Origin of the sequence: Lentzea sp. NPDC005914 (genome assembly GCF_040629405.1) — a bacterium.
Lineage (GTDB): Bacteria > Actinomycetota > Actinomycetes > Mycobacteriales > Pseudonocardiaceae > Lentzea.
The window spans coordinates 104181-122951 of record NZ_JBEXVQ010000015.1; the positions used below are offsets into that span (position 1 = coordinate 104181).

At 68.8% G+C, this 18771-nt stretch carries 20 protein-coding genes; 9 read left to right on the top strand and 11 right to left on the bottom strand.

Annotated elements, in window-relative coordinates:
* Positions 1-124 precede the first annotated feature (124 nt).
* Positions 125-1312 (top strand): GGDEF domain-containing protein, encoded by a 1188-nt coding sequence (locus ABZ345_RS22270; protein ID WP_359851733.1) that lies wholly within the window; start codon positions 125-127, stop codon positions 1310-1312.
* Here the strand turns inward: ABZ345_RS22270 and ABZ345_RS22275 are convergent.
* Entirely contained in the window at positions 1309-2160 is an 852-nt protein-coding gene (locus ABZ345_RS22275; protein WP_359851736.1) for an alpha/beta hydrolase, read from the bottom strand. The genes ABZ345_RS22270 and ABZ345_RS22275 overlap by 4 nt on opposite strands.
* A 10-nt stretch (positions 2161-2170) precedes the next feature.
* Between ABZ345_RS22275 and ABZ345_RS22280 the strand changes: the two genes are divergently transcribed.
* Both ABZ345_RS22280 and ABZ345_RS22285 read left to right on the top strand, forming a co-directional pair.
* Positions 2171-2635, top strand: a complete 465-nt coding sequence (locus tag ABZ345_RS22280) for a PPOX class F420-dependent oxidoreductase (RefSeq protein WP_359852040.1) — start codon at positions 2171-2173, stop codon at positions 2633-2635.
* 21 nt (positions 2636-2656) lie between these two features.
* Positions 2657-3124 carry a hypothetical protein gene (locus ABZ345_RS22285; protein ID WP_359851739.1) on the top strand — a complete coding sequence of 156 codons (468 nt, stop codon included), beginning with the start codon at positions 2657-2659 and terminating at the stop codon, positions 3122-3124.
* Here ABZ345_RS22285 and ABZ345_RS22290 read toward each other — a convergent pair.
* The 3 genes from ABZ345_RS22290 to ABZ345_RS22300 form a co-directional block, all read right to left on the bottom strand.
* On the bottom strand, positions 3039-3647 hold the full coding sequence (locus ABZ345_RS22290) for a VOC family protein (protein WP_359851742.1): 609 nt from the start codon (positions 3645-3647) through the stop codon (positions 3039-3041). The two genes, ABZ345_RS22285 and ABZ345_RS22290, sit on opposite strands and share 86 nt — an antisense overlap.
* A 51-nt stretch (positions 3648-3698) precedes the next feature.
* Positions 3699-5699: an EAL domain-containing protein gene (locus tag ABZ345_RS22295; RefSeq protein WP_359851745.1), complete on the bottom strand. Its 2001-nt coding sequence runs from the start codon at positions 5697-5699 to the stop codon at positions 3699-3701.
* A gap of 73 nt (positions 5700-5772) precedes the next feature.
* A complete protein-coding gene (locus tag ABZ345_RS22300) occupies positions 5773-6114 on the bottom strand; it encodes a hypothetical protein (RefSeq protein WP_045316915.1) in 342 nt (113 codons plus the stop codon).
* A gap of 376 nt (positions 6115-6490) precedes the next feature.
* Between ABZ345_RS22300 and ABZ345_RS22305 the strand changes: the two genes are divergently transcribed.
* A complete protein-coding gene (locus tag ABZ345_RS22305; protein WP_359851749.1) occupies positions 6491-7276 on the top strand; it encodes a glycerophosphodiester phosphodiesterase in 786 nt (261 codons plus the stop codon).
* Positions 7277-7330: 54 nt separating this feature from the next.
* The gene (locus tag ABZ345_RS22310) at positions 7331-8740 is read left to right on the top strand and encodes an MFS transporter (protein ID WP_359851753.1); all 1410 of its coding nucleotides are present in this window, start codon (positions 7331-7333) and stop codon (positions 8738-8740) included.
* Between the two features lie 845 nt (positions 8741-9585).
* Here ABZ345_RS22310 and ABZ345_RS22315 read toward each other — a convergent pair.
* Positions 9586-10458 (bottom strand): hypothetical protein, encoded by an 873-nt coding sequence (locus ABZ345_RS22315; protein WP_359851756.1) that lies wholly within the window; start codon positions 10456-10458, stop codon positions 9586-9588.
* Positions 10455-10802 (bottom strand): PadR family transcriptional regulator, encoded by a 348-nt coding sequence (locus ABZ345_RS22320; protein ID WP_359851759.1) that lies wholly within the window; start codon positions 10800-10802, stop codon positions 10455-10457. The genes ABZ345_RS22315 and ABZ345_RS22320 overlap by 4 nt, the downstream gene beginning before the upstream one ends.
* A 447-nt stretch (positions 10803-11249) precedes the next feature.
* Here ABZ345_RS22320 and ABZ345_RS22325 point away from each other — a divergent pair, with 447 nt between their 5' ends.
* Complete coding sequence (locus tag ABZ345_RS22325) at positions 11250-12005, top strand: thymidine kinase (protein ID WP_359851762.1); 756 nt, start codon at positions 11250-11252, stop codon at positions 12003-12005.
* 238 nt (positions 12006-12243) lie between these two features.
* Entirely contained in the window at positions 12244-12588 is a 345-nt protein-coding gene (locus tag ABZ345_RS22330) for an RNA polymerase-binding protein RbpA (protein ID WP_030466135.1), read from the top strand.
* Between the two features lie 16 nt (positions 12589-12604).
* Here the strand turns inward: ABZ345_RS22330 and ABZ345_RS22335 are convergent, their stop codons facing one another.
* Positions 12605-13288: a TVP38/TMEM64 family protein gene (locus ABZ345_RS22335; protein ID WP_359851766.1), complete on the bottom strand. Its 684-nt coding sequence runs from the start codon at positions 13286-13288 to the stop codon at positions 12605-12607.
* A 37-nt stretch (positions 13289-13325) separates the two neighbouring features.
* Between ABZ345_RS22335 and ABZ345_RS22340 the strand changes: the two genes are divergently transcribed.
* On the top strand, positions 13326-14153 hold the full coding sequence (locus tag ABZ345_RS22340) for an aldo/keto reductase (RefSeq protein ID WP_359851769.1): 828 nt from the start codon (positions 13326-13328) through the stop codon (positions 14151-14153).
* Position 14154: 1 nt separating this feature from the next.
* On the opposite strand, the gene ABZ345_RS22345 is transcribed toward ABZ345_RS22340, so the two are convergent.
* Genes ABZ345_RS22345 through ABZ345_RS22355 form a run of 3 tightly spaced genes read right to left on the bottom strand, consistent with a single transcriptional unit; the run spans position 14155 to position 17098 of the window.
* Complete coding sequence (locus ABZ345_RS22345; protein WP_359851772.1) at positions 14155-14730, bottom strand: SMI1/KNR4 family protein; 576 nt, start codon at positions 14728-14730, stop codon at positions 14155-14157.
* A gap of 10 nt (positions 14731-14740) precedes the next feature.
* Positions 14741-15946: a hypothetical protein gene (locus ABZ345_RS22350; protein WP_359851775.1), complete on the bottom strand. Its 1206-nt coding sequence runs from the start codon at positions 15944-15946 to the stop codon at positions 14741-14743.
* A 15-nt stretch (positions 15947-15961) separates the two neighbouring features.
* Entirely contained in the window at positions 15962-17098 is a 1137-nt protein-coding gene (locus ABZ345_RS22355; protein ID WP_359851778.1) for a hypothetical protein, read from the bottom strand.
* Between the two features lie 225 nt (positions 17099-17323).
* Between ABZ345_RS22355 and ABZ345_RS22360 the strand changes: the two genes are divergently transcribed.
* Complete coding sequence (locus ABZ345_RS22360) at positions 17324-17809, top strand: glutathione peroxidase (RefSeq protein WP_359851781.1); 486 nt, start codon at positions 17324-17326, stop codon at positions 17807-17809.
* On the opposite strand, the gene ABZ345_RS22365 is transcribed toward ABZ345_RS22360, so the two are convergent.
* On the bottom strand, positions 17806-18762 hold the full coding sequence (locus ABZ345_RS22365; RefSeq protein WP_359851784.1) for a hypothetical protein: 957 nt from the start codon (positions 18760-18762) through the stop codon (positions 17806-17808). The genes ABZ345_RS22360 and ABZ345_RS22365 overlap by 4 nt on opposite strands.
* Between the last annotated feature and the right edge of the window lie 9 nt (positions 18763-18771).

Sequence of the window (18771 nt, forward strand, 5' to 3'; positions counted from 1 at the left end):
TTGCGTTACCCGGTAGCTACAGTGGTTGGTTCCTGGACGGTGGTGTGGGGGTGGCAGCGTGCCTTGGCTCGACCCGCGCCGGTGGAAGTTATGGTCGCTTCCTCCTGTGGTGCTGGCCTATGTCGTGACGGTGGTCGTTTCGGCGTCCCTCGTCGCGCTCGCCACCGCATGGCGTACCCCTGCCGAGGCCTTGACGTGGCCTTGGTTCCTGCTGCTCTCCGGCGGTGCGGTTCTGCACCTGGAGGCGGCCAGGGGAATCGAACGGATCCGCGAAATCGGCGCCGAGGGCTCGCCGCACGCCCACATGCAGTCGGTGTGGCTGTTCGCGGGCGTGCTCGTACTGCCGATGCCACTGCTCGTGGCGCTGATCGTCATCAGCTACACGCACTCGTGGTACCGGGTCTACAAGCGGCGGGCGGTCCTGTTCCGCAAGGTGTTCTCCGCGGCCACTGTCGTACTCGGCAGTGCCGCCGCGCAACTCGTTCTAGGACTGTTTCCGGACCGTGCTGTTGACGTTGACGGCCCGCTCGGCCTGTTGGCATTGGTTACGGCCGGGTTCCTGTATTGGTTCATCAACTATGCACTGGTCGTCACCGCGATCTTCGTGACGAACCGCCAGAACCCCGTCCGCACCGCACTCGGCAACGCCTCCGACGTGCTCATCGTGCTGGCCTCGGTCGGCCTGGGCTCGGGCGTCGCGATCATCATGACGATGCGGCCGTGGCTCACGCCGATGCTGCTGCTGACCGTCCTCGCCCTGCACATGGGGCTGCTGCTGCCCCAGTTCCGGGTCGCGGCCCGCACGGACTCCAAGACCGGCCTGGTCGACGCGACGTTCTGGCACGACGTGGCCGGACGCGAACTGGCCCGCGCCCGCCGCCTGGTCTCCACCGTCGGCGTGCTGATCATCGACCTCGACCACTTCAAGCTGATCAACGACACCTACGGCCACCTCGCCGGCGACCGCGTCCTGCGCGCCGTCGCGGACGCGTTGAAGCACTCCGTGCGGTCCTACGACCTCGTCGGCAGATTCGGTGGTGAGGAGTTCGCCGTGCTGCTGCCCGGCGTCAGCACCGAAGAGGTCCGCGCCGCCGCCGAACGCATCCGGTTCGAGATCGCGAGCCTGCACATCGTCGTCGTCGACCGCCTCGGCCGCGACCAGGTCGTGACCGGCCTGACCGCGTCGGTGGGCGCGGCGGTGTTCCCGGACGCCGCGACCGAGCTCAGCCCGCTGCTGCTGGCCGCAGACGAAGCGCTCTACCAGGCCAAGAACAACGGCCGCGACCGCGTCGAGGCCGCCCAGGTCGGCTAACCGTCCTCGCCCTGCAGGAACAGCGCGATCTGCCCGGACACCACGTCCGGCTCCTCCACCCACGGGTAGTGGCCCACACCCTCGTGCACGAACAGCGTCGAGTCGCTGAACAGGTCCGCCAGCTCGACGCAGCGGCGCACCGGCGAGATCGGATCCTGCGTGCACGCGTAGACCAGCACCGGATGCGTGAAGTCCTGCAACGCCCGCCGCAGCACGCCCGGCACGAACGCGCCCTCGGCGTTGTAGCCCAGCGCCACGTGGTACTTCCACTGCCCCAGCTCCGCGTTCGCGTGCGCCTGCGCGCGCTCGTCCCAGCGGGCGTAGAGCAACGGCGAGGCCGCGACCCGGTTCTCCACCGAGTCGTCACCGGCGGCGTTGCGTTCCAGCGCCGTCGTCGCCGAGGCGAACCACGGCTCGTTCACACGAGAGGCCAGGAACGTGTCCCAGTCGCTCTGCTCCGGCGACAGGCCCACCGACCGCAACGCCGGGGTGAGCAGCACGAGCTTGCCGACACGGTCCGGGAAGTCCGCCGCGTAGCCCATCGCGATCCCCGCACCCGCGGAGTGCCCCAGCACGTCGACCCGCTCCAGACCCAGGTGGCGGCGCAGCATCTCCACGTCGCGGACCAGCATGTCCCGCCGGTAGGTGAACGGATCCGCCGGCTCGTCGGACTCCCCGGTACCGCGGTTGTCCAGGATCACCAGCCTGCGACGCGCGTGCAGGCCACCGAGAGTCTCCAGGTACTCCGAAGCCCTGCCGGGCCCGCCCGCGAGCACGAACAGCGGCTCGCCCCCACCCAGTTCCCGGTAGGCGAGTTCGGTGCCGTCGAACGAGGTGAACCGTGCCATGCTGCACATCATGCCGAAGATCGCCACGGCCGACGTCGTCGACCGGCCGCAGCTGCTCGAGTTCCTCCGCACCCGCCACCACGGCGTCCTGATCACCCGCCGCTCCACCGTCGACGGAGTGCAGGTCTCCCCCGTCTCGTGCGGGGTCGACACCGAGGGCCGGATCGTCATCGCCACCTACCCCCAGCGCGCGAAGGTCCGCAACGCCCGCCGCACCCCGTCCGTCACGATGTGCGTGCTCTCCGACGACTGGGACGGCCCGTACGTGCAGATCGACGGCACCGCCGAAGTCCTCGACCTGCCCGAGGCGCTGGAGGACTTCGTCGAGTACTACCGCTGCATCGCCGGCGAGCACCCCGACTGGGACGAGTACCGCGCCGCGATGCTGCGCCAGGGCAAGTCCCTCATCCGCGTCACGATCGACTCCTGGGGCCCCATCGCCACCGGCGGCTTCCCGCCCGAACTCGAGGCCTGACCCCGGCCGATGAAGCTCTGGATGAAGATCGTCCTGTGGGTCTACGTCGCGTTCAACCTGCTGCAGGCGATCGTGCTCGCGTTCGCGCCGGAGATCACCGACCGCGCCTACCTCGGCGGCGAGATGACCCCGACCCGCGCGTTCCAGTGGTACTCCGTCGCCGGCTACCACGTGCTCATCATCGCCATGACCGTGATCGCGATGGGCCTGCGGCGGGCAGCGGACCGCCGCAAGCTCATCGTCGTCAACGCGCTGATGTACCTGTTCTGGGACGCCGGATCGCAACTCGCCCACTGGGGCCGCGAGATCGGCATGGCCACCTCCGACCTGCTGATCAACACCGGCGTCAGCATCGCCACCGGGCTGCTGTTGCTGGCCGTGGCCTGGTTCGACCGCGACCCCGTCAGCCAGCCCAGTTCCCGCCCCACCCCTGAGGGTGCTCCAACAGAGCGCACGCACCACCGTGCGGGCCCTCGACGGACGCGATGAGTCCGGTTGGCACGGTCGTGGGCTCCAGCAGCACACGACCGTCCAATTCGGACACCCTCGCGCACGCCGCCGCCAGGTCGTCCACCGCGAAATAGGTGAGCCAACCCGGCGCACGCCCGGTCTTCAACCGCCCCGCCACCGGGCGAGGATCGCCGTGCCGCGAGGACGTGAAGAGCACGAAATCCTCCGCACCCGGCTCGACCTGCCAGCCCAGCTCCCGCGACCAGTACTCGTCCTCGGGCTCCGCGGTCATCAACTCCGCCCAGCACGGCTCACCGTGCCTCGGCGGCGGCGCCCACGGCCCGTGCAGCACCCGGCCAGTGTCCACAGAGGAATTCCCCGTCAGCGCCCTGGGCTCGTCACCACCGAAGAAGACACGCCACCCCTGCACTCCCGCAACAACTTGAGCCGCCAGCCGATCACCGACCCAGCCCGAGAACGACCCGCCCGGCTCCGCTATCACCGCCCAACCGAGAACCCCGGCGAAGAAGTCCACCGTTTCCTCAGGCTCGGCAACGCTCAACTCAAGACGACGAAGACCACAAGAAGACACGAGCGTCCCATCAGGCGGGGATCAGGAGCGCGCACCATCCTCTGCTCCGACCACCTGAGACGACAATGCGCCATTCGGCGGCATGCGCTCCGCGTTCACCACGTCACGCAACGGCACCGGCCGGCCCAGGTGGAAACCCTGCCCCACCCGCACACCCAGCGCCTTGAGCGCCTCCACCTGCGACGGCCGCTCCACCCACTCCGCCACCGCGCTGAGCCCCAGCCCGTTCGCGATCTGCACGATGCCCGACACGAGCACCGCGTCCGCGTCGTTGGTCTCGATGCCCTTCACGAACTCACCGTCGATCTTGATGCCCGTGATCGGCAGGTGCTTCAAGTGGACGAACGACCCGAATCCGGAACCGAAGTCGTCCAGCGTGATCCGGCACCCGAAGCTGCGCAGCTGCGTCGCGAGCGTCACCGCGGCGTCCAAATTGGTCACCGCCGCCGTCTCCGTGATCTCCAGCCCCAAACGCCCCGGCGCGACACCCGCCTTGCTCAGCTTGTCGAGCACGAAGTCACCGAAATCCGGATCCTCCAGCGTGCGGCCGGACACGTTCACGTTGAACCGCAACCGCGAGTCCGGCTCCGCGACCAGCGCGTCGATCGCCGTCGACAGCACCCAGCGGTCGACCTCCAGGATCAGGTTGCTCCGCTCCGCCACCGGCAGGAAGTCCGCCGGGCCGAGATAGGGCTCCTGCTGGTCCTCGAGCCTGAGCAACAGCTCGTGCCCCAGGGTCTTGCCGGAATGCAGCTCCACCATGGGCATGCCGTACAACGCCAGCCCGTTACCCGCCAGCGCCGCCCTGAGACGGTCCAGCACACTCACGCGCTTCACGGTGTCCGCATAGTGGTTCGGCTCGTACACCGTCACCCGGTCACGACCCGCCGCCTTCGACGCGTACAGCGCCAGGTCCGCGTTCGCCAGCACCAGCTCCCACGAGTCACCCGGACCGAACTCCGCCAGGCCCGTGCTGACCGTGATCCTCGCCGGCGTGCCGATACCCGCCAGCGGGAAACCCGCCACGGCCTCCTTGAGGTTGTCCGCCACGTCGGAGGCGTCCTTCAGCGACGCTCCCGGCAGGACCACCGCGAACTCGTCCCCGCCCAGACGGGCGATCAGCTTGTCACCCAGACGGGACTGCAGAGCGCTCGCCAGCATGCGCATCACGCGGTCGCCCACCGCGTGACCCCGCAGGTCGTTGACGTCCTTGAAGTTGTCCAGGTCCAGCACCAGCAACGCACCCGAACCGTTGTTCGCCAGCTCCTGCTCCAGAGCCCTCGTGAGCGCCCTGCGGTTCGGCAGACCCGTGAGCGGATCCTGCTCGGCCATCCTCACGAGCTCGTCGTGCACCCTCGAGGACTGAGTGACGTCGTGCGCCGTGCCCAGCGCCCTGAGCGGAACACCGTCATCACCCACCACGACCTCACCGAAACACTCGAAGACGCGTTCCGCGCCATCGGGACGGAGCATGCGGTGGGTGTAGGTGAAGACACTCCCGGTCTTCAGCGCCGTGTCGAGCGTTTCCTCGATCATCGGCAGGTCGTCCGGGTGCACCAGCTGCGAGTACATCTCGAAGTCGAACGCCGTACCCGGCGAGAACCCGAACATCTCCAGCAAAGTGTCCGACCAGGTCACGCGGTCGTCCGAGATGGACCACTCCCACGTACCCATGCGGCCCAGCGCCTGAGCCCTGCGCAGCGCGTCCGCCTCCTGCGTGACCGTCAGCTCACGATCCCGCCACGCCGACACGTCCACGACCTCGTACATCAGGTCGTCGCCCAGCTTCGAACACCGCACCTCGAGCCACTTCGGACCCGGAACGAGAACCTCCCGCGCCGGCGCGGGCACCTCGGGCACACCCGGCAGCAACGCCGGCAACGACCGCCCATAGGCCTGCTCGACCGGAACCCCGAGAACAGCACCCAACGCGCGGTTGCACCACAACAGGTTCCCGCGCGAATCCGTCACGGCATAGCCGACATCCGCCCGGTCCAGCACCGTGCGGCAATAGGAGGTCACGCGCGTCATGATCGTCCGATCACCGGACGTAAGCAACCCGCTACGCCGGTCAGTTCGCTCTTTTGCGAACGGCTTAGCGAAGCCGCTCCAAACCCTTCGCCGACTCCACCAGCTCAGCGGCCAGCTTCCGCAGCTCCTCGTTCTCCGCCCCGTCCTGCGCGGCGGTCACCACATCCTCCGCGGCACACCGCAGCTGGAACAACCTGTCCTGCAAATCAGCAAGCTCGGCGGTGGAGAGTACTACGGCATCCTCCGGCAACCCGCCCCGCTGCAACGCCGCCCGCCGCTCATACGCACGCTGACGACACGGCTGCGCGCAATACCTGCGCGGCCGGCCGATCCGCCCACTCCCCGGCAACCTCCGCCCGCACCACGCACAGTGCTTGGGCTCATCCGCCTCCATGGAGCGCTCCATGGCGCGCGACGGTAGCGAATGGCGGTGGGTGGTCTCCAGCGACGCGCCAGAAAGCCCGACCTTCGTAGGGAACCGGACAGTACCGGTACGGCGATTGGTGTTGGTTTCAGGTGGAGTTTCGGTGTGTTGTGGCGGGTTTGGGGTGGATGGGGGTTGAGGAGGCTCGCAGCGGCGCGCGAGGTGGTCGCGTGCCGAGCAGGCTCAAATTCCAGCAGAGGGATCGCCTTGTGCCGGACCCGTGTTGGTGTTTGTGGTCTTTGGCCGTTTTGTGCGTGGGGAGTAAGGCGCTAAGACCAGTAGGTCTGATTTTAGGCGACACTGAAGTAATAGAGAGCAAGAAGAAAGTGTCTCGCCACCCACTGTCCACCCCGGAGCCATGGCCGGAAGGCACACTCGGGGAGTGACCCACGCGTATCTCCAAGGCCCGCGGCCAAGGGCCTTCGCCCATCGCGGCTGGCACGTCGGCGACCTCAGCGGCATGGAGAACTCGCTGAGTTCCTTCCGCCGCGCCGTGCACGAGGGATATCGGTACATCGAGACCGACGTGCACGCCACGAGCGACGGCGAGGTCGTCGTGCATCACGACGACACGCTGGACCGCACGACGGACGGGCACGGACGCGTCGGCGACCTGCCGTGGACCGAAGTGCGGATGGCACGCGTGGGCGGCAGGGAGCCCATCGCGCGGCTGGCGGACGTGCTGGAGGAGCTGCCGGACACGTTCTTCAACATCGACGTGAAGAGCGAGGCGGCCGTCGAGCCGATCCTGAACCTGTTGCGCAAGGCCAAGGCGTTGCACCGGGTGTGCCTCGCGAGCTTCTCGGACAACCGGCTCGCGCGGTTGCGGCGCCGGGGCGGGCCCGAGCTGCTGACGTCGATGGGGCCCCGCAGTGCCGGAGCGCTGTGGGCGGCGGGGCGGGTTCCGTTCGCCGGACTGGCGGTGCGCGGGCAGGTGGCTCAGGTGCCGGTGAGCCAAGGAAGGCTCACCGTGGTCGACAGGAGGTTCGTTCAGGCGGCACACCGCAGGGACCTCGAGGTGCACGTGTGGACGATCGACGACGAGGCCGACATGCGGGCCCTGCTCGATCTTGGAGTGGACGGGCTGGTGACCGACAGGCCCGACGTGCTCAGGGAAGTACTCCGGTCGCGCGGCACCTGGTAACAGGTTGGACAGTCGATCATTGGACGTGTCGGCGGACAAGTACAGTCCGCCGACATGAAGGTCAAGGGCGACGACGCCGCCGACGCCAGCAAGGTGAAACGCCGCCGCGAACAACGCGGCTGGGTCTGGTACGACGTGGCGAACTCCGTGTTCCCCACGTCCGTGGTCACAGTGTTCTTCTCGCTGTACCTGACGAGCATCGCGACGAACGCCGCCAAGGCCGACACCGCGCTCAACGGGCCGAACCCGTGTGCCGGCGACAACGCGTTCGACCACTGCGACGTCACGTTCCTCGGGGCGCAGTTCCCCTCCGGCTCGCTGTGGGGCTACCTGCTGTCGGTGGCGACCGTGATCCAGGTCCTGGTGCTGCCGGTCATGGGCGCCATCGCCGACCGCACCCAGAACAAGAAGAAGATGCTCGCCGCCTTCGCCTTCACCGGCTCCGCGGCCACCATCGCGCTCGCGACCGTGCAGGGCACCAACTGGACGCTCGGCGTGCTCTTCTTCGTCATCGCCAACATCGGCTACGGCGCCAGCGTCGTCGTTTACTACGCCTTCCTGCCCGAGATCGCGACCCCCGACGAACGCGACGCGCTCTCCAGCCGCGGCTGGGCGTTCGGTTACCTCGGCGGTGGTGTGGCGCTGGCGATCCAGCTCGGCATCACGTTGTCGGCCGACTCCCTCGGCATCACCGCCGGTGACGCCGCGCGCATCGCTTTCGTCATCTCCGGTGTGTGGTGGGCGGCCTTCACGTTCATCCCGCTGACCCGCCTCACCGAGCACCAGAAACCGCACGGCAACGAGCACGGCGGCTCGGTGGTCTCCGCCGGCTTCAAGGAACTCGGCACGACCCTCAAGCAGGCCAAGGCATTCCCGCTCACGCTCGCGTTCCTCGGCACCTACCTGATCTACACCGACGGCATCGCGACGGTGGCGAACGTGTCGGCGCAGTACGGCAGCGTCGAGCTGAAGTTCGAACAGAAGACGCTGATCACGGTGATCCTGATCGTCCAGTTCGTCGCGTTCATCGGCGGCGTGCTGCACGGCTTCGTGGCCAAGCGGATCGGCGCGAAGAAGACGATCCTCGGCTCGCTCGTCGTGTGGATCGTCGTGATCACCGCGGCGTTCTTCGTCAAGGCCGGCGACGAGATGCAGTTCTACCTCGTCGCTGCGGGCATCGGCATCGTCCTGGGCGGCACGAACGCCTTGTCCCGCAGCCTGTTCAGCCAGATGGTGCCGCCCGGCCGAGAAGCCCAGTACTTCTCGCTCTACGAGGTCGGTGAGCGCTCCACCAGCTGGCTCGGCCCGCTGGTGTTCGCCGGCGTCGGCCAGGCCACCGGCAGCCTGCGGCCCGCCATCCTCGCCCTGATCATCTTCTTCGTCGCCGGGTTCGTCCTGCTGATCTTCGTGCCCGTCCGCAGGGCCATCAAGGCAGTCGGGAACGCAGAACCGACGCTCGTCTGACCGGTGCGGCGGCGCTGACCACCAGCAGCGCCGCCGCCACCACGAGGTACTTCACGAACTCCTGCGGACCCGGCAGGTACGTGATCAGAGCCGGCACGCCGAACGCCACCGCGAACACCGACAACGCGCGCCCCAGCACCGCGTCGCCCCCGCACGTACGCGTACACGCGCAAGCCGAGCACTGCGGCCGCCAGCACGGCGATGCCGCTGCCCAGCACCACGATGTCGGCCACCCCGAGCACCACCGCCGCACCCGCCCACCACACCAGCGGCCGCGCGGGCGGCGTCGGCGCGTCCTTGTGGAAACCCAGGCACAGACACACGAACGTCAAGATCGACGGCACGTGCCACAACACCGACCACACGGTCGGATGAACCTGGAAGAACTGCGTCAGCCAGCTCGCCACCACCGCGCCGTAGGCCCCCTTCGCCCACGTCCGCTGTCCCCGCAGCAGCAACGCGAACGCCACCAACGGGACGAAGTGGCTCAGCACCACCCAGGGCGCCTGCGGAACGATCTCCGGCATGCTCCGCACCACGATCTCGGCGCGGACCCCCTGCGCGACGTAGGTGAAGCTCAGCAGCAAGCCGAGCACCCCCAGCCACCGCACCACCCCGCCCAGCCGCAACGCCCCCACCGGCGCACTGGCGGCCGCCAACCGCGTCCGCACGGCCAGGCCGAGCATCGCTCCCGTCTCGCCCCACCCCGGCCAGCTGTGCTCCAAGGTCGAGCTCGTCCGTCCGCTCGATCAGGAACAGGCCGACCATCTCCTCCTCACGATCCTGCCGATACCACTCGGGCAGAACGTTGAGCAGCAACCGGTACCGGCGCTCCAGGTTCGTGGTCATGACACGCGCGGCTTCCTGACCGGCGCCACAGCGCTGAGCACGAGCAACACCACGATCGGCAACGCCAGCACCAGCACCTCTCCCCCGGCCAGCAGGAACGCCAGCGGCGACAGCTGCAGCACCGCGAACAACGACAACGCCCGCCCCAGCACGAAGTCACCGCGCACGAACGCGACCACCCGCAGGATCACCGTGACCAGCCCGACCGCGATCAGCCCCGCCCCCGGCGCGAACCCGCCGAGCACACCGAGCAGCAGCGCTCCCCCGCCCCACCACAGCACCCTGCGCGCGGGCGGCGTCGGCGCCTCCCGGTGAAAACCCAGGCACAGACACACGAACGTCACCAGCGACGGCAGCTGGAACGCGCTCCACATCAGCAGGTACCGGTACTCCCCCAGCGACGCCACCGCCAGCAGCACCGGAGCCAACGCCGCCACCTTCGCCAGCGTCCGCCTGCCGCTCAACAGCGCCGCGAACGCCACGATCGGCCCGAGCTCCAGCACTCGCCACCAGCTGATCTCCGCGGCCCACTCGGGATTGCCGTAGGCGACGGCGAGGCTCGTGACCGCCGCCCCCGCGAAGAACACCCCCAGCAACAGCCCGAACATCCCCAGCGCCCGCACGACCTCGCCGCGCCACAACACCTTCGCCGGCACGCTCGTCAGCGCCGCGCCCGCCGCCAGATGCGTCCGCACCCCGAGCCCCAGCACGGCGCCGGTCTCCCCCCAGCCCGGCCAGCTGTGCTCCAGGTCGAGCTCGTCGGTCCGGTCGGCCAGGAAGATCCCGACCATCTCCTCCTCGCGGTCCGCCCGATACCAGCGGGGCAGGACCTTCAGCAGCCGCCGATAGCGCCGCTCCAGATTGCTCACGCCTTGCTCGCCCACGGCTGGACACCCCTCCCCCTCAGCACCGCCGAAGCCGCCCGCACGTTCGCGCTCAGCCTCGCGACCTCCGCCTGCAGCGCGCGCACACCGGAGTCGGTGAGCTTGTAGTAGCGCCGCAGCCGGCCCTGGTGCACTTCTTCACGGTCGCGCTCGGCGAGCCCGTCCGCCACCAACCGGTCCAGCACCCCGTACAGCGTGCCCACCCGCAGCACCGTCCGCCCCTCGGACAGCTGCTCCACCGCCTGCACGATCGCGTAGCCGTGCAACGGCTCCTCCGCCAGCGCGGTGAGCACGAGGAACGCCTGCTCGGACATGACCCGACCACTCATGTCGCTGAATATATCGCGGCGCGAGCTATATCGGGAAGCGGAATGACCGGAGGTGTTTGGTTTCAGTGGACACTGAAGTTACTGAGCTTGCTGGCCGAGTCCCGCCTGGGCGTTCGGCTGCCGGACGGGGGGATTTGAGCGAACTGGGCGACCGCGGCGCTCGGCTTGCGCGTGTACATGCGTGGCGGTCCGCGCGTTGTCGGTGTTCGCGGCGGCGTTCGGTTGCGGACCAGGATTCAAGCGGCCCAGGCGGCGCGGCGAGAGAGGTCGTGGTTCAGTCAACACTGAATCTATCGAGTGACATGAGCTGAGACGATGTTTCGGCGACCTGCGCAGCGGCTATGTCTGCTCAACGGTTCCGCGGCCGTCACGAAGGGACGCACGATGGGCAGGGATACGCCGTGGGGATTCCTCAAGATCAGGACCCAGGCACTAGGGTGACCCGCCGTGGACGCCCTCCCCGATCCGACAGACGCCCTCTCCGCTGTACCTGTCGCGGGTTCCCGACGCTCGACGCCGGTCGTGGGGCACGTCAAGTTCTTCTTCGGCCCCATGGACTGCGGCAAGTCGACGCTCGCGCTGCAGATCGACCACAACAACTCGCGGCAGGGTCGTCGCGGGCTGCTGCTGGTGCGGCACGACCGGTCCGGGCGCCCGCAGATCTCGAGCCGCATCGGCATCACGCGCGAGGCCGCCGAGATCCGCGACGACGATCTCCGCCAGCTCGTGCGCTCGGAGTGGGCGCTGGGACGGCGGGTGGACTACCTGATCGTGGACGAGGCGCAGTTCCTCTCCCCCGCCCAGGTCGAGCAGCTGGCCGAGCTCGCGGACGACGTCCAGGTCGACGTGTACTGCTTCGGGCTCGCCACGGACTTCCGCGGCGAGATGTTCCCCGGCTCGCGGCGGCTGTTCGAACTGGCCGACGAGCTGAAGGCCATTCAGGTCGAGGTGTTGTGCTGGTGCGGGGTGCCGGGACGGTTCAACGCGCGGGTGCGGGCCGGACGGGTGATTCACACCGGAGACACAGTTCTGGTCGCCGACACGGTTTCGGATACGGAACAGCACCGATCGGGTACAGAGAGCAACGGTGTAACCGATACCACGGAAACTACTATCCGTTATCAAGTGCTCTGTCGGCGTCACTTCCGGTTGGGTGACCTAGGCCCTGACGTCGCACAAAGTGGCCAACTGCGCTTGGCCTAGGCGGTTACACACAGGTTTGGCTAGGCCATTAGAGTGACGCGTGAGCACAGTAGCTTGATAACGCGTCACGATCCTGTGGCGATCGCATCCATTAGTAGGAAGCCTTCGTTGACGAGTGAACGACGTCACTGTGGGCGACCATGAGAGCGAGCCGGAAACAAACGGAGCAATCCGGGCGTTGCACACGGTGAGCAAGAAGCCTGGGCCCCGGCCCTGAGCCGAGCGAAAGGACACCGCCATGGCCGACCGCGTTTTGCGTGGAAGCCGGCTCGGAGCAGTCAGCTACGAGACCGACCGCAATCACGATCTCGCTCCGCGCCGGGCAGCGCGGTACGCCTGTCCGAAGGGACACGACTTCGAGGTCCCGTTCTCCGACGACGCCGAGCTGCCGCCGACCTGGGAATGCCGTCTCCACGGCACCGAGTCGAAGATCATCGACGGCGTCGAGCCGGAGGTGAAGAAGGTCAAGCCGCCGCGCACGCACTGGGACATGCTCCTGGAGCGCCGGTCGATCCCCGAGCTCGAGGAGCTGCTCGACGAGCGCCTCGAAGAGCTGCGCGGACGCCGCACTCGCACGGCCTGATCTTCCGCGAGAAGGTCTACAGACGCTTCAAGCCGTCCCGGTCTCCCGCCGGGACGGCTTTTTGCGCGCCCACCGGGTTCCTGAGCAGCGCGCGGCCCCACAGCAGGCCCGCCGCCGCCAGCACCGCCCAGATCGACAGCGCCAGGATCGACCTCGGTGAGCCCAGGTCGCTCAGCGCGTCGCCCAACACCGCGGCCAGCACGGTCGACGGGACGAGGCCCAGCGCGGTGCCCAGCGCGAAGTGCCGCGGCTTCACCGACGTGACGCCCGCGCCGTAGTTCGCCAGCGTGAACGGCAGCACCGGCAGCAGCCTCACGACCAGCGTCGCCTCGACGCCCTTGCGGGCGAACACGTCCTCCAGGACCCGCAGCCGCTCCCCCAGCCATCCGGCCACCGCCCGGCGGCCGAGCCTGCGGGCGACGCCGAACGCGATCATCGCGCCGGCTGTGAACCCGGCAATGGCCAGCACGCTCCCCCACGCGACACCGAACAGCAGCCCCGCCGCCGTCGCCAGCACCGGTTTGGGGAAGAAGACCGCGGTGCCGAGCGCGCAGACGGCCGCGAACACCACCGGGGCGGCGTTTCCCGCGCTGCCGACCAGGGCTCTCAGCGCCGCGCCGTCGGGAATGTCGACGACCTGGGCGAGCACCGCCAGCACCACCACGAGCAGCACCAGCACCACAAGGCCCGCGCGCCGCATCAGTTCAACCTACCCGGCCGTCGGGCATCCTCGTCGCATGAAGACCGTGCGACTGCCGTCCGGCGAGACCATCCCCGCGCTCGGCCTGGGCACCTGGATGATGGCCGAGAAGGCCTCCAGGCGTGCTGACGAGATCGCGGCGCTGCGGGCCGGCGTCGACCTCGGGCTGACGCTGATCGACACCGCCGAGATGTACGGCGGCGGCGAGGCCGAGACCCTCGTCGGCGAGGCCGTCGCAGGACGCCGTGACGAGGTTTTCCTGGTGTCGAAGGTGCTGCCCTCCAACGCCACCGCTTCGGGCACCGTACGGGCCTGTGAGGCCAGTCTGCGGCGTCTGGGCACCGACCGCCTCGACCTGTACCTGCTGCACTGGCGTGGCAGCCTGCCGCTGGCCCGGACGCTGGAGGGCTTCGCGGCTCTGGTGGAGGCGGGCAAGATCCGCCACTGGGGAGTCAGCAACTTCGACCTGGCCGACATGCGCGAGCTGACGGCGTTGGACGGCTCCTGCCAGACCAACCAGATCCTCTACAACCTGTCCCGGCGCGGGCCGGAGTACGACCTGCTGCCCTGGCACGCCTCCGCCGGCATGCCGATCATGGCCTACTCCCCCGTCGAGCAGGGGCGGCTGCTGGGATCACCGGTGCTCGCGGAGGTCGCCGCCCGCCACGACGCCACGCCCGCTCAGGTGGCGCTGGCGTGGGTGCTGCGGCTGCCGCACGCGAACGCGATCCCCAAGGCGGGCACGGTGGACCACGTCCGGGAGAACGCCCGCGCGGTGGAGTTGCGGCTCTCGCCGGAAGACCTGGCGGACCTGGACCGGGCCTTTCCGCCCCCGGACGGCCCGGAACCGCTCGAAATGATCTAGCTCACCCGGCGCGGGTCCAGTCGATGCCCCACTCCACGACGGCGGCCCGCCACTCCGGATCCTCGCCGTGCAGGGCCGCGGCCGTGGCCTCCAGCAGCTCCGCCACCGACCGCCACGGGCTGCCGAACCGCGTGCCCGTCTCGGGATCGTGCTCGCCGAGCACACCGGTGCGCAGGTCGACGACGAGGTGGCAGCCGCCGCCGTCGCCCGCGACCGGGAACCAGGCCGCGTTCCAGCCCCAGAAGGCGTCCTCCTCGCCTTCCTCGACCGCCGAGAAGTCCTCCTCCTCGTCCTCGTCGATCTCCTCGATCTCGGCGGCCTGACGCGCCGCGAGGTCGTCGGTCTTGCGCTTCCAGACGTCGAGGGAGGTCTGCAACGGCAGCAGGGTCCAGCGCGGCGGGACGAGCGTGCGCGGCGAGCCGTCGTGGCGCAGCAACGACTCGGTCAGGTCCGCGGGCAGTGGGTGGCCGAGGGCCTGTGCGGCAGTGAGCGTGGTGGCCTCCAGAGGGGGTTTCGGCTCGATGCCGTTGCCCTGCAACCAGTTCTCGATGCGTTCCCACGAGGCCACCACGCTCATGCCAGTCACCCTAGAGGTCCATCTTGACCACGAACGGGTCGCCGTCCAGCACTCGGTGCACCTTGTAGAAGTCGGTGTTCATCCAGGTGCCGGACAGCTGGTTGTCGCCGCCCTCGATCGGGCGCGCGGAACCGTGCCACGCCAGTTTGCCCTCGTCCGTGGACGTGTAGGCGCCCTCGCGGGTCGAGGCGAACGGGTACTCGTCGCAGTTGAACTTCTCGGGCTCGTACTCGATGCCCCACACGTCCTTGCACACCTTGCCCGCGTAGGCGCGGTTGGAGCCGATCTTGCCGCTGTCGTCGAGGCGGTGCAGCGGCCGTTCGAGCGAGCCACCGGGGATGCTCTTGCCCAGGAACGACGGGAACGTGCGCTCGCTGTGGTGCAGCGCGTCCGCGATGTGACGGGCCGACTCGACGATCTCGTTGACCCGGTTCTTGGCCTGCGCGATGGCCATCAGGTCGTAGGTCGGGACGTGGTCGGTGAACACCGCTCCCCTGAACTTGCCCGCGGTCGCGCCCGCCGAGTCGAAACGCACCCGCGAGAAGCCCGCGCCCAGGTCGTACCAGGACGCGACCTTCGGCATGTTCGACTCCACCGAGAGGTCGAGCTGCATGACCGCGTGCACCAGCTTGTACGGGCCGGTGCCCTCCTCCGGTGAGGTGACCGTGCCGGTGAACTGCAGCCCCTGCTTCCAGTTCTCCAGCGTCGTGCGCTTCTGCAGCGGAGACGGAGTGCAGGTCACGCTCGTCTGCCCGCAGCCGCTGAAGCCGATCACCAGCTCGGCGATGTTGCGTTCCTGGCCGCCGAGCGTGCGGTAGTTGTCCAGCAGGACGGTGTAGTCGACGCGCCGGTCACCGTCGTAGGCGAACGCCAGCACCGTGTAGTCGAACTCGACGCTCGCGATCGTCGCGGGCGCGCCGGGGCTGACCTTCAGCTCCACTTTGCGGTGGCCGACGAAGCACTGTTCGAAACGGCTCTTCGCCCAGCCGTTCTTGGTGCGGGCCTCCGGCCTGGACTGGCACTCGGTCTTGAAGTCGTCGGCCCGCACCTCGCCGGCCGCTTTCGGGTACGCCTGCGCGGCCGGCATCGGCGTGGCCTGGAAGTCGCTGGACGTCGAGGTCGCCACCCAGCCCGCGGCCTCGTCGGCGAGCGCCGGGGTCGCGGCGGTGAGGAGTGCGGCGACGGTGAGCCCGGCCGCGAATGGTCTGATTCGCATGGAAAGTCCCTCCTGTCAGCTCATGCGGACGGACAGGCCGCCGGCCCGGTCGAAGGTGAGCTCGGCACGGGCGTGGGTGCGGTGGTCGCCGGTGAGCTCGCGGACGGGCTGGTCGAACGCCACGGTGATCGCGTCGCCGGTCTCCCGCACCGACACGGCCTGCGCGGCGCTGATCGCCTTGCGCGACACCAGGAACTCGACGGCCTTCTCCCGTGCCTCGGACGCGGTCAGCGCGGCCTTGCGGGTCGTGATCGCCGCGTTCTCGTTGCACACCAACCGCTTCTGCACGCAGTCACGCAGGCCGGGCACGGTGTCGAGGCACTTCGACGCGTCCTCGGCCATGCACTGCTGCAGCGCGTTCTGGTTGACGGTGCGCGTCGCGGTCACCGCGGCGGGCCGCACGGACGGTTTGGTGACCTCCCACGCCGTGACGAAGCCGTTGGCGTCCTTCGCGACGTTGGTGTCGAACCGGAAGCAGTACGCCGGTTGTGAACCCGGCGCGCAGTTGCCGGCCGGTGCGCGCGTGGTGATCGCCGACGCCGGGAACCGCTCGAACACCTTGTTGCCGTTGAGCCACTGGATCCGGTTGGCGGTGCGACCGATCGTGACGTCGCCGTAGGAGGAGGCCGACAACTCCCAACCCGTCACCATCTGGTGCGCGTTCGGGCTGACGCCGTCCTTGGTGGTGCCGGCGAAGTTGAAGTCGTAGAACAGGTCCGTGGACCGGCAGTTGTCGCAGTGCGGAAACGACATGTACGTGTGCGGCCGGTCGTCGGGCGCGTCGTCCCCGTTGCCGATCTGGTGGTAGCTGTAGCCGCCGGTGTAGTCGACCCAGTAGGGCTGGTAGTGCGTCATCCCGGTCGGGCTGCCCCAGCTGACGTCGAGCCCGAACTCGTAGCTCGTCGAATAGGCGTCGTCGGTGAACACCCGTGTGGCGTTGTAGGCGTTGCCCGCCGACGACGTGCTGTGGCCCACCACCGGGTACAGGAACGACGTGAACGATCCGTACATGTGTGCCGAGGTGGACGCACACATCTGCGCAACCGGATCGCGCGGATCCCGGTCACACCAACTCGCCGCGTTCGCCGTGCCCGGCTGGAGCAGGCTGAGCCCCAGCGCGACAACGGCGGCGAACAGAATTCTTCGCTGCACTTCTTCGAACCCCCAGTCGTGTTCGTGTGAACACAGGGGTGCACAGGGCGAACGAATTCTGTTTTGCGGCAAGCAAACGACGTGACTCGTCCCCCAGTGGACTCCCCCTGTCGCCGGGAACCCTCTCAACCACGTCCGGCGGAGGTCAACGAACTGTCGTCGTTGACCGTTAACCCTTCACGGCCAGGTTTTCGTCGCGCGCGAGCCATCAACTACGTTGGTGTCATGGAGATCCTCGACATTCCGGTGGCCACGCTCGCGGGCGAGCCGGGCGACCTGAGCGCGTTGCGCGGCAAGGTGCTGCTCATCGTCAACGTGGCCTCGCGCTGCGGTCTCACCCCGCAGTACGCGGGCCTGGAGCGGCTGCAGGAGAAGTACGGCGCGGAGGGCTTCTCCGTGGTCGGCTTCCCGTGCAACCAGTTCGCGGGACAGGAGCCGGGTACCTCCGAGGAGATCGCCACGTTCTGCTCGGCGACCTACGGGGTGTCGTTCCCCCTGTACGAGAAGGTCGAGGTCAACGGGCCCGGGGCGCACGCGCTCTACCAGGAGCTGGTGCAGCGGCCCGACGCTGACGGGACCGCCGGCGACGTGCAGTGGAACTTCGAGAAGTTCCTGGTGTCGCGCGACGGTGAGGTGATCGGGCGGTTCCGTCCGAAGGTCGAGCCCGAGGCTGCCCCGATCACCGAGGCGATCGAGGCAGCCCTGCGCTAGTCGGCGCCGCGGTTGAGCTGGCTGGGCCGGTACGCGACCTTGCGGGCGCGCATCACCTCGCCCAGCGGGCGGTGCTCGACCAGCGCGTTCCACGGATCGAACTTCGCGGCCTCCACCTGGGCCGCGAAGTCCTCGTCCGGTGCCTGCTCGCCGATCACCAGCCGGGCGACGGTCTGGTACGGCGAGTCCCAGATCGCCGCGGCGTCCTCGATCGGGGTGCGGGCCTCGTCGAGGAAGAACTGCAGCTGCAGCTCGTACACCAGCGGCGACTTCGCCAGCCGGTCGTAGATGTCCGCGGACCAGTCGTCCTTCGCCTGCAGGTTCACCTCGTCCGACGCGGCCCGCAACCGGACCCGGACGGCGTAGGGGCCGCAGGAGATCGGGGCCGCGCTGAAGAAGTCCTCGGTGGCGAACCCGCTGAACGGCTTGTTCAGGGCTCCGCGCACCTCCTTGAGGTCGCCGAGCAGCCGCGGTGACCGCAGCAGCGCGCGCAGGATCCCGACCAGGCCGCCGCCACCGGCCGTGGTGATCTGACTGAACTCCCTGCTGGTCGACGAGCTGAACTTCTCGTGGTTGATCAGCACGAAGTCCTGGCTCGCCGCCGGGCCGCCGAACACGGACTGGCCGGCGACGCCCAGCACCTTGAAGGCGAAGCCCCGGATGTCCGGCACGTGGTCCGGCGCCCGGTCGAAGCCGCCGTTGGACAGCCTCACCCACACCTCGTAGCGGGCCTCGGCCGCGAAGATGCCGTGCCCGGCCTCCGGCGGCAGACCGGCGGGCACCTCGAGGGTGGCGCGCAGGGCCGGGCGCTGCTTGCGGTGCAGGGCGCGGCCCGTGCCGAACTTCGCGGACTTGCGCAGCTGCATCTCGACGAACCGGTCCGCCTGGTCGCGGTGGCGCTGCGCCTCGTCGGGTGTGACGACCTCTTGCCAGCTCGTGCTCGGGGTGCTCATGGCCCTCGC

What these genes read in the sequence shown, in the direction of transcription:
- ABZ345_RS22275 (WP_359851736.1), bottom strand. Translation starts at nt 2,160, where the DNA reads ATGGCACGGTTCACCTCGTTCGACGGCACCGAACTCGCCTACCGGGAA.
- ABZ345_RS22280 (WP_359852040.1), top strand. Translation starts at nt 2,171, where the DNA reads ATGCCGAAGATCGCCACGGCCGACGTCGTCGACCGGCCGCAGCTGCTC.
- ABZ345_RS22285 (WP_359851739.1), top strand. Translation starts at nt 2,657, where the DNA reads ATGAAGATCGTCCTGTGGGTCTACGTCGCGTTCAACCTGCTGCAGGCG.
- ABZ345_RS22300 (WP_045316915.1), bottom strand. Translation starts at nt 6,114, where the DNA reads ATGGAGCGCTCCATGGAGGCGGATGAGCCCAAGCACTGTGCGTGGTGC.
- ABZ345_RS22305 (WP_359851749.1), top strand. Translation starts at nt 6,491, where the DNA reads ATGGCCGGAAGGCACACTCGGGGAGTGACCCACGCGTATCTCCAAGGC.
- ABZ345_RS22310 (WP_359851753.1), top strand. Translation starts at nt 7,331, where the DNA reads ATGAAGGTCAAGGGCGACGACGCCGCCGACGCCAGCAAGGTGAAACGC.
- ABZ345_RS22320 (WP_359851759.1), bottom strand. Translation starts at nt 10,802, where the DNA reads ATGAGTGGTCGGGTCATGTCCGAGCAGGCGTTCCTCGTGCTCACCGCG.
- ABZ345_RS22330 (WP_030466135.1), top strand. Translation starts at nt 12,244, where the DNA reads ATGGCCGACCGCGTTTTGCGTGGAAGCCGGCTCGGAGCAGTCAGCTAC.
- ABZ345_RS22335 (WP_359851766.1), bottom strand. Translation starts at nt 13,288, where the DNA reads ATGCGGCGCGCGGGCCTTGTGGTGCTGGTGCTGCTCGTGGTGGTGCTG.
- ABZ345_RS22340 (WP_359851769.1), top strand. Translation starts at nt 13,326, where the DNA reads ATGAAGACCGTGCGACTGCCGTCCGGCGAGACCATCCCCGCGCTCGGC.
- ABZ345_RS22345 (WP_359851772.1), bottom strand. Translation starts at nt 14,730, where the DNA reads ATGAGCGTGGTGGCCTCGTGGGAACGCATCGAGAACTGGTTGCAGGGC.
- ABZ345_RS22350 (WP_359851775.1), bottom strand. Translation starts at nt 15,946, where the DNA reads ATGCGAATCAGACCATTCGCGGCCGGGCTCACCGTCGCCGCACTCCTC.
- ABZ345_RS22360 (WP_359851781.1), top strand. Translation starts at nt 17,324, where the DNA reads ATGGAGATCCTCGACATTCCGGTGGCCACGCTCGCGGGCGAGCCGGGC.
- ABZ345_RS22365 (WP_359851784.1), bottom strand. Translation starts at nt 18,762, where the DNA reads ATGAGCACCCCGAGCACGAGCTGGCAAGAGGTCGTCACACCCGACGAG.